Annotated in this window: 14 protein-coding genes; 3 read left to right on the top strand and 11 right to left on the bottom strand. The window is 33.8% G+C overall.

Annotation, left to right across the window (positions count from 1 at the left end; all coding sequences use genetic code 11):
* Positions 1–113 precede the first annotated feature (113 nt).
* Together ACODSB_RS18595 and ACODSB_RS18590 are read left to right on the top strand one after the other, a co-directional pair.
* The gene (locus tag ACODSB_RS18595) at positions 114–2378 is read left to right on the top strand and encodes an aconitate hydratase (protein WP_053472293.1); all 2265 of its coding nucleotides are present in this window, start codon (positions 114–116) and stop codon (positions 2376–2378) included.
* 397 nt (positions 2379–2775) lie between these two features.
* Positions 2776–4158, top strand: a complete 1383-nt coding sequence (locus ACODSB_RS18590) for a C40 family peptidase (protein WP_488938133.1) — start codon at positions 2776–2778, stop codon at positions 4156–4158.
* Here ACODSB_RS18590 and ACODSB_RS18585 read toward each other — a convergent pair.
* The 7 genes from ACODSB_RS18585 to ACODSB_RS18555 form a co-directional block, all read right to left on the bottom strand.
* Complete coding sequence (locus ACODSB_RS18585) at positions 4150–4551, bottom strand: response regulator (protein WP_180858484.1); 402 nt, start codon at positions 4549–4551, stop codon at positions 4150–4152. The two genes, ACODSB_RS18590 and ACODSB_RS18585, sit on opposite strands and share 9 nt — an antisense overlap.
* Entirely contained in the window at positions 4541–5974 is a 1434-nt protein-coding gene (locus tag ACODSB_RS18580; RefSeq protein ID WP_488938132.1) for a sensor histidine kinase, read from the bottom strand. The genes ACODSB_RS18585 and ACODSB_RS18580 overlap by 11 nt, the downstream gene beginning before the upstream one ends.
* A gap of 422 nt (positions 5975–6396) precedes the next feature.
* A complete protein-coding gene (locus tag ACODSB_RS18575) occupies positions 6397–7950 on the bottom strand; it encodes an ATP-binding protein (protein ID WP_053472289.1) in 1554 nt (517 codons plus the stop codon).
* Positions 7951–8472: a hypothetical protein gene (locus ACODSB_RS18570; protein ID WP_053472288.1), complete on the bottom strand. Its 522-nt coding sequence runs from the start codon at positions 8470–8472 to the stop codon at positions 7951–7953.
* Positions 8469–8660 carry a hypothetical protein gene (locus tag ACODSB_RS18565; RefSeq protein WP_180857743.1) on the bottom strand — a complete coding sequence of 64 codons (192 nt, stop codon included), beginning with the start codon at positions 8658–8660 and terminating at the stop codon, positions 8469–8471. The genes ACODSB_RS18570 and ACODSB_RS18565 overlap by 4 nt, the downstream gene beginning before the upstream one ends.
* 17 nt (positions 8661–8677) lie before the next feature.
* Positions 8678–10306, bottom strand: coding sequence for a hypothetical protein (locus ACODSB_RS18560; RefSeq protein ID WP_488938131.1), 1629 nt, complete (start codon positions 10304–10306; stop codon positions 8678–8680).
* 91 nt (positions 10307–10397) lie between these two features.
* A complete protein-coding gene (locus ACODSB_RS18555) occupies positions 10398–10847 on the bottom strand; it encodes a hypothetical protein (RefSeq protein ID WP_180857741.1) in 450 nt (149 codons plus the stop codon).
* Between the two features lie 288 nt (positions 10848–11135).
* Between ACODSB_RS18555 and ACODSB_RS18550 the strand changes: the two genes are divergently transcribed.
* Positions 11136–12545 carry an APC family permease gene (locus ACODSB_RS18550; RefSeq protein ID WP_309846410.1) on the top strand — a complete coding sequence of 470 codons (1410 nt, stop codon included), beginning with the start codon at positions 11136–11138 and terminating at the stop codon, positions 12543–12545.
* Positions 12546–12800: 255 nt separating this feature from the next.
* On the opposite strand, the gene ACODSB_RS18545 is transcribed toward ACODSB_RS18550, so the two are convergent.
* From ACODSB_RS18545 to ACODSB_RS18530, 4 genes are all read right to left on the bottom strand, one after another.
* Entirely contained in the window at positions 12801–13544 is a 744-nt protein-coding gene (locus tag ACODSB_RS18545) for a hypothetical protein (protein ID WP_488938130.1), read from the bottom strand.
* Positions 13545–13806: 262 nt separating this feature from the next.
* The gene (locus ACODSB_RS18540) at positions 13807–14214 is read right to left on the bottom strand and encodes an MFS transporter (protein WP_488938129.1); all 408 of its coding nucleotides are present in this window, start codon (positions 14212–14214) and stop codon (positions 13807–13809) included.
* A 152-nt stretch (positions 14215–14366) separates the two neighbouring features.
* Entirely contained in the window at positions 14367–14828 is a 462-nt protein-coding gene (locus ACODSB_RS18535) for a DUF1810 domain-containing protein (RefSeq protein WP_488938128.1), read from the bottom strand.
* Between the two features lie 156 nt (positions 14829–14984).
* Complete coding sequence (locus ACODSB_RS18530) at positions 14985–15611, bottom strand: alpha-ketoglutarate-dependent dioxygenase AlkB family protein (RefSeq protein WP_256637156.1); 627 nt, start codon at positions 15609–15611, stop codon at positions 14985–14987.
* Positions 15612–15614: the final 3 nt, after the last annotated feature.

Genomic DNA, 15614 nt, shown 5'->3' with positions numbered 1-15614 from the left:
TTATTAATATTTTAAAAGCCCGAGTGATAAACTCGGGCTTTTTCTTTTCTGGCACTTCTATTTTTTGTAACTTGTCATGTTCAAAATAAAAAAAACAAAAACAATTATAACTTATGGCTTTTGATATTGAAATGATTAAAAAAGTGTATGAGAACATGCCGGGTCGTGTTGACAAAGCACGCGAGATTGTTGGTCGTCCACTTACTTTAACGGAGAAAATTTTATACAATCACCTTTGGGATGGAGATCCAACAAAGGCATTTGGAAGAGGAGTTGATTATGTTGATTTTGCACCAGATCGTGTAGCATGTCAGGATGCAACGGCTCAAATGGCATTATTGCAATTTATGCACGCCGGAAAATCTAAAGTGGCTGTACCTACAACGGTTCACTGCGATCACTTGATTCAGGCAAAAGTAGACGCTGCAACCGATTTGGCCAGAGCAAAAACACAAAGTAACGAAGTTTTCGATTTCTTATCGTCGGTTTCTAATAAATACGGAATTGGTTTCTGGAAACCGGGAGCCGGAATTATTCACCAGGTAGTATTGGAGAATTATGCTTTCCCTGGTGGAATGATGATTGGTACCGATTCTCACACTGTAAATGCAGGTGGTTTAGGAATGGTAGCTATTGGTGTTGGTGGAGCTGATGCCGTAGACGTTATGTCGGGTATGGCTTGGGAACTTAAATTTCCTAAACTAATTGGAGTTAAATTAACTGGTAAATTATCAGGATGGACAGCTCCAAAAGATGTTATCCTTAAAGTTGCCGGTATTCTTACTGTAAAAGGAGGAACTGGTGCAATCGTTGAATATTTTGGAGAAGGTGCAACTTCTATGTCATGTACTGGTAAAGGAACTATTTGTAATATGGGTGCTGAAATTGGAGCTACAACTTCAACTTTTGGTTATGATGATTCTATGAGTCGTTACCTGCGTTCTACAAACAGAGCTGATGTTGCTGAAGCTGCAGATAAAGTGGCTTCATACTTAACAGGAGATCCAGAAGTTTACGCAAACCCGGAAAAATATTTTGATCAGGTTATCGAAATCAATTTATCTCAATTAGAGCCACACTTAAACGGTCCTTTTACGCCAGATTTAGCTACTCCAATTTCTAAAATGAAAGAAGAAGCAATCAAAAACAACTGGCCGTTACAAATTCAGGTTGGTTTAATTGGTTCTTGTACAAACTCATCTTATGAAGATATTTCTCGTGCAGCATCTTTAGCAAGACAAGTTGCAGATAAAAACTTAAAAACAAAAGCCGAGTTTACCATTACTCCGGGTTCTGAAGTAGTTCGTTCTACAATCGAAAGAGACGGATTTATTGATACATTCCATAAAATTGGAGCAACTGTTTTTGCCAATGCCTGCGGACCATGTATTGGTATGTGGGATAGAGAAGGGGCAGAAAAAGAAGAAAGAAATACAATCGTTCACTCTTTCAACCGTAACTTCTCAAAACGTGCAGACGGTAACCCTAATACATTAGCTTTTGTTGGTTCTCCAGAATTGGTAACTGCAATGGCAATCGCTGGTGATTTAGGATTTAATCCATTAACAGATACATTAATCAATGAAGACGGAGAAGAAGTAATGCTTGACGCTCCAACAGGAGATGAACTTCCTTCTAAAGGTTTCTATGCCGAAGATCCAGGATTTCAGGCTCCCGCTGCAGATGGTTCAGGTGTTCAGGTTGTAGTAAATCCTGCTTCAGAGCGTTTGCAATTATTGGCTCCGTTTGATGCTTGGGATGGAAAAAACATTACAGGCGCTAAATTGTTAATCAAAGCCTTCGGAAAATGTACAACAGACCATATTTCTATGGCTGGACCATGGTTACGTTTCCGTGGCCACTTAGATAATATTTCTAATAATATGTTAATTGGAGCAGTAAATGCTTATAACCAAAAAACAAACTCGGTTAAAAATCAATTAACAGGAGAATACGATGCAGTTCCTGCTGTTGCACGTGCTTACAAAGCAGCTGGAGTTCCATCTATCGTTGTGGGAGATCACAACTATGGTGAAGGCTCATCTCGTGAGCATGCGGCTATGGAACCTCGTTTCTTAGGTGTTAAAGCAGTATTAGTAAAATCTTTTGCTCGTATCCACGAAACAAACCTTAAAAAACAAGGTCTTTTAGGATTAACTTTTGCAAACGAAGCAGATTACGATAAAATTCAGGAAAACGATACAATCAACTTTACTGATTTAACTGAGTTCGCTCCGGGAAAACCATTAACATTAGAATTTGTTCATGCAGATGGCACAAAAGATATTATCCTTGCAAACCATACTTACAACGCCGGACAAATTGGATGGTTCGTTGCAGGTTCTGCATTAAACTTAATTGCAGCAGGAAAAGCTTAATCTTTAAGATTTATTATATACCAAAAACGCTCTGTGAAAACAGAGCGTTTTTTATTAGGAGCTAATCTCCCGAAGCTTCGGGATCCGCTATATCTTTTTATTTTTAAAGAAAAAATAAAAAGGATGCCGCTTCCATCTGGGCTAGGGCATCAGGTTTCAAAATGAAAATTATATTAAAAATTACAATTAAGAGGAAAAAATGTAATTCTCAGATAGACTAGAAGTTAAGGTTAAAGCTGAGTTTTTCTTGTTAATTTGAAGTAAATTAATTGTTAAAAAAATGGTTTTTGTGCTTGAATGAGTTAAATTCGCCTTTTTAGGTAATATATTCGCGCCTTTTAAGTTTAAAATATTATCTAAACTTAAAAAAAGGAGTAATAAACTTTAATAGGTAAATATGGTTTTTAGATTAATTATAGTATTGTTTTTTTTTAGTGTTGGAGCTTTTTCTCAGGAAAAATTTATCAAACATAAAATCTCAAAAGGAGAAAATCTTACTGTAATTGCTAAAAAATACGGATTAAAAGCTAAAGATATTAAAGAAGCAAATCCAGATGCACCTAAAGTTTTAAAACTCAATTCGATTTTATTAATTCCGAATAAAAACGCAAAACCTTCACAAAATACTCCCCAAACAATTGTCAATAATACTCCTGGTTCACATGAGGTTTTACAAAAAGAAACACTTTGGGGAATCGCTAAAAAATACAATGTCTCTGTTGAAGATTTAAAAAAAGCAAATCCAACATTAGAAACTGAAGGTTTGAAAATAGGCCAGCAGCTTAATATTCCGTCAAAAGCTCAGGCAGTTTCAGAAAATACAGTTAAAATCAATGAAGGAAAGCCAGAAATTATTCCGGCAGCAGACGGAGAAATTGTAGTTGAAGTGCAGCCCAAGGAAACAAAATTTTCAATAGCCAAGAAATACGGAATAACGGTTGAAGAATTAGAACGCCAAAACCCTTTTATTAAAGGGAATTTAGGAGTGGGTTACATGTTGAAAATTCGTCCTTCTGGAGGAAAAACAGATCAGAATATCAAAGACACTCCTGTTGTATCTCAAACTCAAACTGCTGAAAAACCAGAAAATACTCCGGGAACAGATGTTGATATTGTTGTTGAGGTTCAGCCAAAAGAGACAAAATATGCGATAGCCAAGAAATACGGCATAACGGTAAAAGAATTAGAACGTCAAAATCCGTTTATAAAAGGAAAACTTCCGGTTGGATACGTTTTAAAAATAAGGACAACTAAAGAAAAAGCAGATGCATTAAATGCAGTAAGTTCTCCAGTACCTCAATTAGAAAATCAAACTACTGCTGCGCCTGCCGCTCAAATTGCAGATAATACAGTAATAAAAAAGGACTCAACTTTTGTTTATAATGGTAATCATTCAGATTTAATTGATCAATTAATTCTAAACGCAACAGAAAATATAGGAACCCGTTATCGTTCTGGCGGAACTACAAAAGCAGGGTTTGATTGTTCTGGTTTGATGTTCTGTACTTTCGGAAATTTTGATATAAAACTGCCAAGAAGTTCTATAGAACAATCTCGGGTAGGGACAAAAGTAGCTACTACAGAAGCGCAAAAAGGAGATTTAATTTTCTTTAAAACTAACGGAAGACGTCAAATTAATCACGTTGGAATGGTAGTTGAAAATGCTGATGGTGAAATCAAATTTGTTCATTCTTCGACTCATGGTGGTGTTATGATTTCTTCAACTAAAGAAGCTTATTACCAAAGAGCCTTTTCACAAATAAACCGTATTCTAGAATAAGAAATAGCTGGTAAGCTGTTTTTTTAATTCTTCAATTGGAAAGGGTTTAGTTAAAAAATCCTTCACATATATGTTATCTTTTATACGCTTAATTTCTTCCTGATCTAGAGTGGAAGACATTACGAAAATCAGAATTTCGTTTTTAATTTCTTCATTTAGTGTTTCGAAAATATCCAGAAATTCAAAGCCATTCATTATTGGCATCTGGATATCTAATAAGATAATTAAAGAGTGGCAGATTTTTTTATTTTTAATAATCCACTGCAAGCCCTCAAGGCCATTATTGGCAACAAAAACCTGATCTATATCCAGAACTTTTGTCAGCAGTTTTCTGGTAACAAGCTGATCAATTAAATTGTCTTCAATTAATAGAAATGAAGGTTTAAGCTCCATATGAAGTTGGTATTGTTACGATAAATTTGCTACCAATATTACTTTCAGAAAATACCGAAATATTTCCTTTAATATTTTCTACTGCTTCTTTAACGATGTAAAGTCCTAATCCTGAACCTTTATTTTTGTTTGTTCCAAAATACATTTCAAAAATATAATCCTTGCAGTCGTCATTAATTCCAATTCCATTATCAGATACTTCAATTTTGTTAAAACCTTCATGAATATAAGTTTTAATCGAAATAAACATTTCCTGTTTAGTATTATCAGCATACTTGATAGCGTTAGAAAGTAAATTGCTGATAATGATTTTTAAACGCAGACCGTCACTTTCAATTTGGTCAACTAATAATTCCTGTGTAAAAGTTATTTTACTGGCATTTTCAATATGCATTAATTGCGAAATGGCTTCATTAAAGATTTCCTGCAGACTTACAGGCTCCATTATAATTTGTTTCCGTTTATTTTTAGAATAGTCAATAATATCGCTGATAAATTGATCTTGTTTCGCAAGACTCTGATACATTAACCGCAGATAATCTTTTATTTGATCAATATCATCTTCGAGCTGTGTAATTTCAATCAAACCTTTTAAAGAAGTTATGGGCGATCTTAAATCATGCGAAGCGCTGTATACAAAACGGTCTAACTCGTTATTGGCTAAAATTAGATTTTCATTTTTAACCTCAATTTCTTTTTTTGAAACAATTAAACGTTTTACCATTATCGAATAATAAGAGCAAACGCTTAAAATGATTATTAAGGTGAAAATAATATTAGTAATAATGAGCAGGTTTTTGATTTTACGGGTTCCTTCTCCCAGTGTACTCGAAAAATTTCGTTCATTAATAGTAAGTTTGGCACTAATACTGCTTATTTGATGAAGAAATTTTATTTGATCAGCAACAGTTAACGTGTTATGCTGGATCTTAGCATTTACCTGAGTTCCAATGATAAAAAGTTTCTCGATTAAAGCATCTCCTTCTTCCCATTCATGAATAGCCTTCGCTAAAAACGGAACATTTTTAAAATTCACAAACAACCAGACAAGATCGTCTAAATCATCCTTATGATTTCGGCCAATTGTAAAACCCTGTCTTGCTACTTTATTGTCGCCGGCCTTTAAAAGTGTTTTTCGGGCAATTCCGTCGCCTTGAGGTACTTTTAGTTCTTCTAAATATAATTTATACTGATTGGGATTTTTATTATATAGATAAGTAATAAGATGGAGTGAGGCATCTTTTTGTCCCTTAGAGTAATGAGATTCTCCGTTTACATATGCCCTGTTAGCAGATAATATTTTAATCGTAAAAAAGTTGATGCAAATTAGCAATGCACATGAAATAAAAACGATCAAAATTAAAATAAAAACATTAGGCAGGCGAAAGCTCTTTAAAGATCGAATCTTGTGTATGATTTTCATATTAGTAGGTTAATATTAATATCCGGTCTAAATCAAGCTTGTATATTTCTTTCTTTACAATAGTTTTGAGGTTCACTATTTTAAAGATTAAAAATGAACAATTGTTAATAAAAATACTTAAATTTTAAGACTTATGGAGTCTTTAACCAAATTTAGTAAAAAATATGAATCTTTTTACAAGCGGTTGTTTTTTTCTTGTTAATTTTTGTATTTAATATTTAAATAATTGATAATTAAATTATTATGTTTGTTTTAAATAATTGTAAATTTAAAACCACCATTTGATTATTACTTTATTTGACGAAAAATGTTATAGTAAAGTATGATTTTTTGTTTAATAATGCAAAATAAAAAAACTGCAAAAATATTTGCAGTTTAATGAATTTTAATGCGCTTAGTATTAGATGTAAAAGTTAATCAATTTAAATAATAATAGAACGTTTTCCTGTGATCCTGTCATTAGATGAAGTTTCCCAGGAAACTCCAGATGCAGGCACTGCTCTTTCTCGCCCCCAGATTCTAATTGCTTCAATTTTTTCTGGCGCAGTTTTACTTAGTGGAACAATGTTTTTAAAACATTTTTCAAAAAGATTATCATCTACAAGATTGTCTCCATGAATTACAGCCTGAATGGCAACATCTCTTACCGCACCTTCTATATCTGAGCCAGCGAATCCATCTGAAATTTCAACAAGCTGATTTAATGTATCTGGTGAAGGCTGGGTTAATAAATTACGATTTATATAAAGATTTATAATATCTTTCCTTTCGATGTCTCCGGGTAAGTCAACAAAAAATAACTCATCAAAACGCCCTCTTCGTAATAGTTCAGGAGGCAACTTACTAACGTCATTTGCTGTAGATACTACAAAAACTTTTGCCATACTTTCCTGCAGCCAAAACAAAAACTGCCCAACCATTCTTGTTGAGGTCCCGCCATCACTTGACCCAGTTGCACCAGAAAGACCCTTTTCAATTTCGTCAATCCACAATACGCAAGGCGCGGCATTATCTGCAGATGCTAACGCTTCTTTTAGTCTGTTTTCAGATTGTCCAAGATATTGTCCCTGAATAGCGGCAAGATCGAGACGATATAATGGAAGGTTCCAATTTGCAGCAATAAATTTGGCAGATAAAGACTTACCGCATCCAGGAACTCCTACAAGTAAAACTCCTCTTGGAGGTCGCATTTTTCTTGCTTTTAAGTCTGCTGTTAAAAGTTGTTTTTGATTATCTAACCAATGTTGTAATCCTGTCAATCCTGCAACTGATAGAGTAGAAGAGTCAATTTTTACCTTTTCCAGACCTGATATATCACTAAATAATTTGTCTTTGGCATTGCTTAATTCTTTAATATCTTCTTTGGTTAGAGAACCTTTCGCCATTTGAGTTGCTAAAACATTTTCGGCCTCTATTTTGGTCATATTTGCTAAAATAGCCGCAGCCATTTTATAATCTGTTTCGTCCCATTCAAGCGGAATTGAGCTTTTATAAGGAGTAACACAGTCTTTAACAACTTCTAACATTTCCTCTTCGTTAGGAGCATCAAGTGTAATGGTCATTCCTAATCGCTGTAGTTGAGGCCATATGGATTTAGTAGTAATTAAACAAATACTTCCGCCTCTTTCAATAGCTTGAACTACACAATCATAAAGATGTCTCGAAACTAAATTATCATCTTCAATATCACTTACTTCAGTAAAAACAAATGTCAAATTTTGTCTTTGCGAAATATTTTGAACGGCATAGTCCAGACCTCCGGCAACTGAACGATCATCGTTGATACTTTTTTTTGTTTTTATATCAATAGTTCCTTGTGATAAATTATGATAATAAATAGGAATATTGATTTCTTCAGCTAATTGTTGAATAACTTCCAGCACTCTTGCTCGCTCTATACTTCTAATAGATATAAAAGGTATTCTTGCTCTAAACATTCGCAAAAGCGAAGTTTTAAATTCTGATTTATTTGCCATCTAGAATATTATTTTTCTGCCCGTTGAAGCGGTTATTTCACTATTATTTTTTTGATCTGACTTGATTTCAGCAGAGATTGTATTGAATTGAAAAGAATTCAGTAACATTAGCATTTTTTCATTTTTTGAAGTGTTAGAATTATTCTTTTTTAATGACGTTCTAATTTCAGTAATAAAATCCTCCAGATCTTTTTTTAATGTTTTTCTTAAATCTTCAGGTAAGCCTTTTATACTGATAAAATGGTTCAGCAAAATAAGGTTTTGTTTTCCGTTTCTTAAGGCAATTTCAAAGTCATTCTCGGTTTTAAGATTTTGTAATTGAAAAGATCTTTGAAATTTATCCAGCCAATTTTGTTTTCGTTTTTTATATACTTCTTCAACTTTAGAATAGAAACGATTTGCAGTTCCGGCATCAATTAAAAATGTTCCGTTGTTCAATTGATCTAAAACTGAATCATCACCATTTGCGAATTGATTAAGTAAATTTACCCATTCAGAATATGTTGTCGGACCCTTTATCATTGAGCTTTAATTCTGGGATTAATGAATTGATTTGGAGGTGTAATATCCCATTCTGGGAATTTTGCGTTCTGTAATTCGGCTTCTGTTCTGCCTTGAAAAAGATTTGGTTTAATGCTGATTTCTTTTTTCAATTCTTGCATTTTATCTTCAGGTTCTTCTGAATGATTATCTAAAATTATTTTTGTCATGATTGATTTTTTTGAAATTAAATAATGCTTCTTGCTGTTTCGTGTGATACACTTGAAAAATCTTCTGGAGTAATGGATGAAATAAGATCTCTTACTTGTTCTGCCTTGTTGTCTTCTGAAGTGTGTTCTATTCTATAGTCAACCGTTTCGGCAATACAGCCTCTTAAAACTTCTTTTGCTTTTTGTTTTCGCTCTTCTACGTTTTCAATAACTCTATTTTTGGCTTTCTTGTATGTCGAAACCGAATTCCAGATTATAACGCCGCCAATACCACAACCTAGAATTCCAACTATTACATGAAGACTAAAAGCCCATAAGCCAAGAAAACAAATTAATATTCCAATGATTACAGCCGCATAAGGAAAAGAGATTTTGCCTAATTCTGTTTCTAAAATTTTATCATAATAAGATTCTTGTTCTTTTAAAAGTTCATTTTCTTCGCTTCCATCTTTTGTAGAAGCTTTAAAATCATCAATGGAAAGTTCAATGTATTGAGGAATATTATTTCTACTTTGAGCAGTAAAGGTGTCGTATGCTTCTAATATCCAAGGCTGACTTATTGAAACTGCGAGAGCCTGTGTCACTTTAGTTGCTCCGGACAATTCAGGGTTAAAGGATGCATTTGTCAAAAGTTGTAAAAAATCTACCTTTTCATCAAAAATATGTTTTTCAGCATCCATTAAAGATTGGGCAGCATTTTTGTCTCCATCCATTTGAATAATAAGTTGATTTAGCCTTACTTGCTCTTGTAATGACAGCTCTTCATCATCAAAGTTGGTAACAAGCAGAGATAAAATTTCATCTAATTGTACCTTAATCCCTTTTGAAAAATCAGCAGAAGAAGAAATGATATTTTTAAAATGTGTATTTAAAATATCATGTGTTTTGGCTTCTTTCAAGGAATTTTCAAGTGAATTCCAATTGCTGGAAAATTTTTCTAATAAAGGATATTTGCCTTCAGATAAAGGGCCTAATGCAACAAAAAAATTAACCCATTGCGATTTTTGCTCATTTATAAATTGATCACCTTGTGTAAGCTGGTCAAGCCAGTTTTTAACGTTTACCATCATTAGTTGTCTTGCAGCTGGCGGGAATACTCCTGTAGTAACTGCTTCAAGAATGATGATAAATTCTCTATCAAGATTATGTGGGTTTTGATGCATAAAATAGCGTTCAAGCCATTTCAAACTTGCATCATTTCTTGTCAATCTTCGCATGACCATCATAAAGAAAAGTGTAGTTTTGTAATCATCTCTTTTTAAAGCTTCATTCAAAGCTTTTTCAGTTGTGCTTTTGTCGTTTCGTATCCAGGCAGTTAAAGAAACTAAAGCAGGTGCTAACCAGTATCCAGGTGCTTTTATCATTACTTCTTCGGTTGTAAATCTTAAAGTATCTTCGCCTATTACACCTGTATCAACACCTTGTAGTATACCTGTTGCCATTCTTCGAACTTCGGCATAATAACCAAATTTGATTTGCAGGTCTTGTTTTAAATTTCCTTGGCGGGTTTCTGCAAGCTGTAATGATTTGTGTTTTATATCAGCTTCGACAAAATCAGCAAAGGAATCTGCTAGTTTTACCAACTCACTTTCTAATTGATCTTGTTTGAAATTTAATGTTCCTAATTCAGAATGAACTCCTTTCATATCTGAACTAATTGACCTTAACGCACTATTTATAATCGAAAGGTCTGCATATGAGATTACTTGTTGAGACATAATTATTTGTTTATTGATGTTATAGTTTTGTTGCTGTTCCGTCTTCTCGGATTAAAATGATTTTGTCTTTATAAATTTCAACCATAGCATAAGCATTATGTTTAGCAACAGATCGTGCTTTCTCGAATTCAGCTTCCATTGTTTCGGTAATCTTGTAATGCTTGATGATTTGACTTCCGCTTAAGTCTAATGTGTGTACTTCATACGGATGTCCTAAGAAACATTTAGAAAGAATTCCCAATGGTAAATTAGAAAGTTCAGCTGTGCCAAATTCTTCCTGAATAGCTTTTATAAGCTCATCCATTCCTTTTGTTTCAGTCAATGTTTTGGCATCTAACCCGGCAATAAGATCAAGATATTTTTTTGAACGTTTTTTTAAAAGATCACGATCGCTAATGAAGCCATTTGTTATGCTTTGTTTATCTGTGCTAAAATTTATATTGTCGTTTTGTAAAATGATTCTAGCCATGTTATTATTGATTTTTTTAAGTTTCCGATTTTCAAATGTAAATAGTCCAAAAAGTTATATTTTATGGAAAACCGTAATTGAAGTTTTATTCGAAAAAGTTCTTATGGAAAAGTTTGCGTAAGGGATAGAAACGGCATCCTTTTATGGTGGGGTTCACCATAAAAGATAAAGTGGATAGCCCGACCCGGAGGGATACGCTCAAAATATTTTTAATAACCTAAAATTTATAACAGAAAATCTAAAATTTCAGAAAAAAGTATATCTTTAACCAACCCAAAAACCAAAAAAATGCAAGAAGAAAACCAAGAACACTTTAAAAGAGAACTAGGATTATTAGACGGAACCATGCTTGTAGTGGGTTCTATGATTGGATCTGGAATATTTATTGTAAGTGCCGATATCGCCAGACAAGTAGGATCTGCAGGATGGCTTACTTTAATTTGGCTGATTTCAGGATTAATTACCATTATTGCAGCCGTAAGTTATGGCGAATTAAGTGCAATGTTTCCAAAAGCTGGAGGACAATATGTGTACTTAAAGGAAGCTTACAACAAATTAATTGCCTTTTTGTACGGCTGGAGTTTTTTCGCCGTAATTCAAACCGGAACAATTGCAGCGGTTGGAGTTGCTTTCTCAAAATTTGCTGCTTATTTATACGAACCTTTAAGTGATGAAAATATACTTTATGAAATTGGTTCATTCAAACTCAATGCTGCGCAGTTAGTATCGATTTTCACGATTATTTTACTGACTTATATTAATAGCCGCGGGGTTAAAAACGGAAAAATTCTTCAAACCGTTCTTACGATTATCAAAATTTTATCATTGCTGGGATTAATTGTTTTTGGATTAACGCTTGCAGCAAAAGCTTCGGTTTGGGATGCCAACTGGGCTGATGCATGGAATACACGTTCGTTTAATAAAGAAACGGGTTCGTGGCTGCCAATTGGCGGAACAGCTTTGATTACAGGAATTTCTGCCGCAATGGTTGGATCATTATTTTCAAGTGATGCCTGGAATGGAGTTACTTTTATTGCCGGAGAAATTAAAAACCCAAAACGTAATGTAGGTTTCAGTTTATTTCTGGGAACTTTTATTGTAACGATTATTTATGTACTGACTAATATTATGTATTTAGCTGTAATTCCGCTAGACGAAATCGCAACAGCAAAATCGGATCGTGTGGCAGTTGTGGCTTCACAATATATTTTCGGAAATATTGGAACGTTGATTATCGCAATCATGATTATGATTTCAACTTTTGCCTGCAACAACGGATTAATTATGGCCGGTGCGAGAGTTTATTATACTATGGCGAAAGATGGTTTGTTTTTTAAAAAAGCGGCTGTTTTAAACGAATCAAGTGTTCCTGCATGGGCTCTTTGGGCACAATGTATCTGGGCTTCGGCTTTGTGTTTGACTGGGAAATACGGTGATTTGTTGGATTTCGTAATTATTATTGTTTTGATTTTCTATATCCTGACAATCTACGGAATCTTTATTTTACGTAAAAAAATGCCAGATGCAGAAAGACCTTATAAAGCTTTTGGATATCCATTTTTACCAATGTTATATATTATAATAGCAGCAGCAATTTGTGTTTCATTATTAATTACAAAATTCTCAACCTGCGGATGGGGAGTTTTAATCATGCTAACAGGAATTCCCGTTTACTACTTAACAAAACCAAAAGAGTAAAAATTTGTTTCAAGTTTCAAATTGAAAACTTTAATAATACCAAAGCGCCTTGATAATCTCAAGGCGCTTTTTTGTGCAACAAATTTATAACCAAAAATAAAATAAAATTCCTCAAAAAAAATATGAATATGCCCACCGTTCTAACGGATTAAACAGGTTTACGCTGTTTTATTAAAACTATGCGATTGAATTAAATAACCAGTGAAAACTCGTTTAATCCCTTAGATCCGTGGGCAAAAACTTTGTAAAGCGAGTTTATTTAACAGAATAAGGAAGTGAAAGATTTCCGCTGGCAACGGTATACACTTTGTAAACGCCCAGCATTGGTTTTTTCCCTTCTCCTTCATGTGAACCTCCGGCACCAGTACTGACTTCCATATAGCAGCTTACAGCATCAAACTTGAAATTTGTTTTGTTATTGATCCTAAAATTAGGAACAATTACTTTTATTGAATTTCCTTTAGAAACGATATTAAAACCGGGACTGTCCATATACATTGCCATTCCGGGATTTGTTGGAGGTAAAATGACATTAGGATCTCCTTTTGTAAATTCTCTAACCGAAAGTCCGCCCGCAACACGTTTATCTTCAACCAAAAGAACCCAGTGGGCATGCCAAACCAATCCGTCGTTAAGATAATTTCCGTCCAGATTTTCATCCCAAAGCGGGGTATCTTCAAAATCAGGATGTGAAGTCAGAGCAAGCGCTACGATTCCTTCCGCTTGACCGAAACCAATATCAGATGATTTTAAAGTGGTTGGAAAAACGTAAGCTAAAACAGGCGCTCCGTTTAATTGTCCAACGGGTTTAGGCATTGTTTTTCCGGCAGTTCCTTCGACTTTAATATCCCAAACCGTAATACCTAAATCTGCTTTATGAGTAATTGTGGCCGATTTTATCTTAAAGTCACTATTATTGTAAGTTCCGCATTTGTCACAGCCTTTCGAAACCGTGTAATTAAAAAAAATGAAGCATAAAATAAAAATTGATTTTTTCATAATTCATATGGTTTAATGTTAATTGATTTGTAAGAAACCAATACGTGTGCCACACGAAAAATGCCCGAAAACAAGGAGTTTCGGGCATTTTATGTTTTTGATAAGCTGTTATATTTCGTGAATCAGATTCTATTTCTTGAAATTTCGTTACTTAAGAGAAGGAGAGGTAAGAAGATAGAATAAAGAGAATAGATTTTAGATAATGTCGCAAAGTTTTATTTTTTTCTTTATGCCTTTGCGTAAAATCCTTGCTTCTCTGCGGTTAAGAATTTTCGTTTAAATCGTTATTGATTCTTTCCTCGGTAGGTCTCAGGAAAATAAGATATATAATGATAAGAATTCCGAATAGCACAAAATCCGGTTTTAAAAATAAGATTAAAAAAGCAGCACCTTCTAAAACTGCCCATCGCATTATTGATGCTGTTTGATAAATAGATAATTTGTCTTCGGTTTTTAGTTTTGGGTCAATTTGTTTTAATTGTGATTTGAATAAAAAAGTACTGAAAACAAACGCTAAAACTGGAATAAAAACATATACCAGTGATGATGAATCAATATTAGGAATATTTAGTTTTTCGACAGAAAGTTCACCTAAAAAGAAATAAGCGACAATTGTTCCTGCACAAACGGCAAGGTGAATAATTTGAAGAGTTTTGATTTTTTCGGTCATGATTTGGTTTTTTATGTAAGTAAAACTAAATAGAATATAAATATAAAGCTGTATGTTTTCGTGTTTTGATGAAAAACCGTGATAAATAAAAACAAAAAAGGCGCTGCATTATGCAGTGCCTTTATACGTAAAAAATCTATGAATGTTATAAATTATATAGTTACAGCTTCAGTAGATGATTTTATAGTTGAATTAATAATAGATATTGTAAGCGGATCTGATTCTCCGGAGAAAAAAGCATCTAAAACTTCCTGAAATATTGGATTTGTATTTTCGGCCATTGAAAAAAGAGTCATCGAAGAACGTAATTTTCTAGCATCTAAATCACCCAAAATTCCGTCAGCTGATTTTCTTTTAAAAGTCAATAAAATTTCAGAAATTTCAATAAGATGTTTTCCTAAAATAGGATGCTCCAAAAATTCAGAAGCTTCTTTTAGATCGGCAATCGCATAAAGATTTGCAGTATCGCTTGTGCCCAATCCTTTAATCTGAGGAAAAATAAACCACATCCAGTGCGTTTCTTTTTTCCCTTTTTTGATCTCAGCAAGGGCAGTAAGATAAAGTTTATTTTGCGCATCTAAGAAACGCGATAAATCATTGTTTGAATAAGCCATTTTGGTATTATATTTTAAAAAAGGGTTACAAAACTAGTAAAAAAGAAAGGGTCTGCCTAATAAAACCTTCATACAATCAGTATTTTAACTTTTTTCGACAGAATTTTCCTCATCGTTATTAAATGGTGAAAAAACTCATTTTGAATTGTTTATAAATCATACACTACGTTTGGTTTGTCTAAAAGTAAGGTTGATTCTTGGTAAAACTTTGCGAGCTGTTTTAGGAACCTGATGCTGCCAAAAACTATTTGTTGTTCCTGCCATAAGTAAAAAAGATCCATGGTGCAGCGGAATTTCGACCTGCGGAATTTCTTTGTTGAATTTATGACGAAGCCTGAACATTCTGGTCTCTCCAAAAGTCACCGAAGCAATAACCGGATTTGGACCCGTATTGTGTTCTTTGTCGCTGTGCCAGCCCACCCCGTCATTTCCATCTCGGTATAAATTAAGTAAAACGGTATTAAAATCCAGCTGTGTTTCTTTTTCTACACGACCTCTAATAGTCAGTAATTCGTAATTCCAATCGGGTCCTTTAGGGTCTGCTCCGGGATTATCTTTATCTTCATACCAAGCGATCATTCTGGGAACCGTATAGGTTTTATCGTAAATTTCCATTTCATATTCTCTCCATTTCGTTTTGCGAAGCAGTCTTTCATAAAAACGATCAGATTCTTCTTTGGTGAAGAAATTATCAATCAAAATCAATTCAGAATCAGGGATGTCAAATACTTTTTTTCCTGCCAAACCTGCGGTAAATAATTCGGTGTCGTTAAATAATGTCATTTT

The organism is Flavobacterium sp. FG68 (assembly GCF_057808895.1).
Note: the sequence above shows the minus strand (reverse complement) of the source record. Positions and strands in the feature narration are given on the sequence as shown.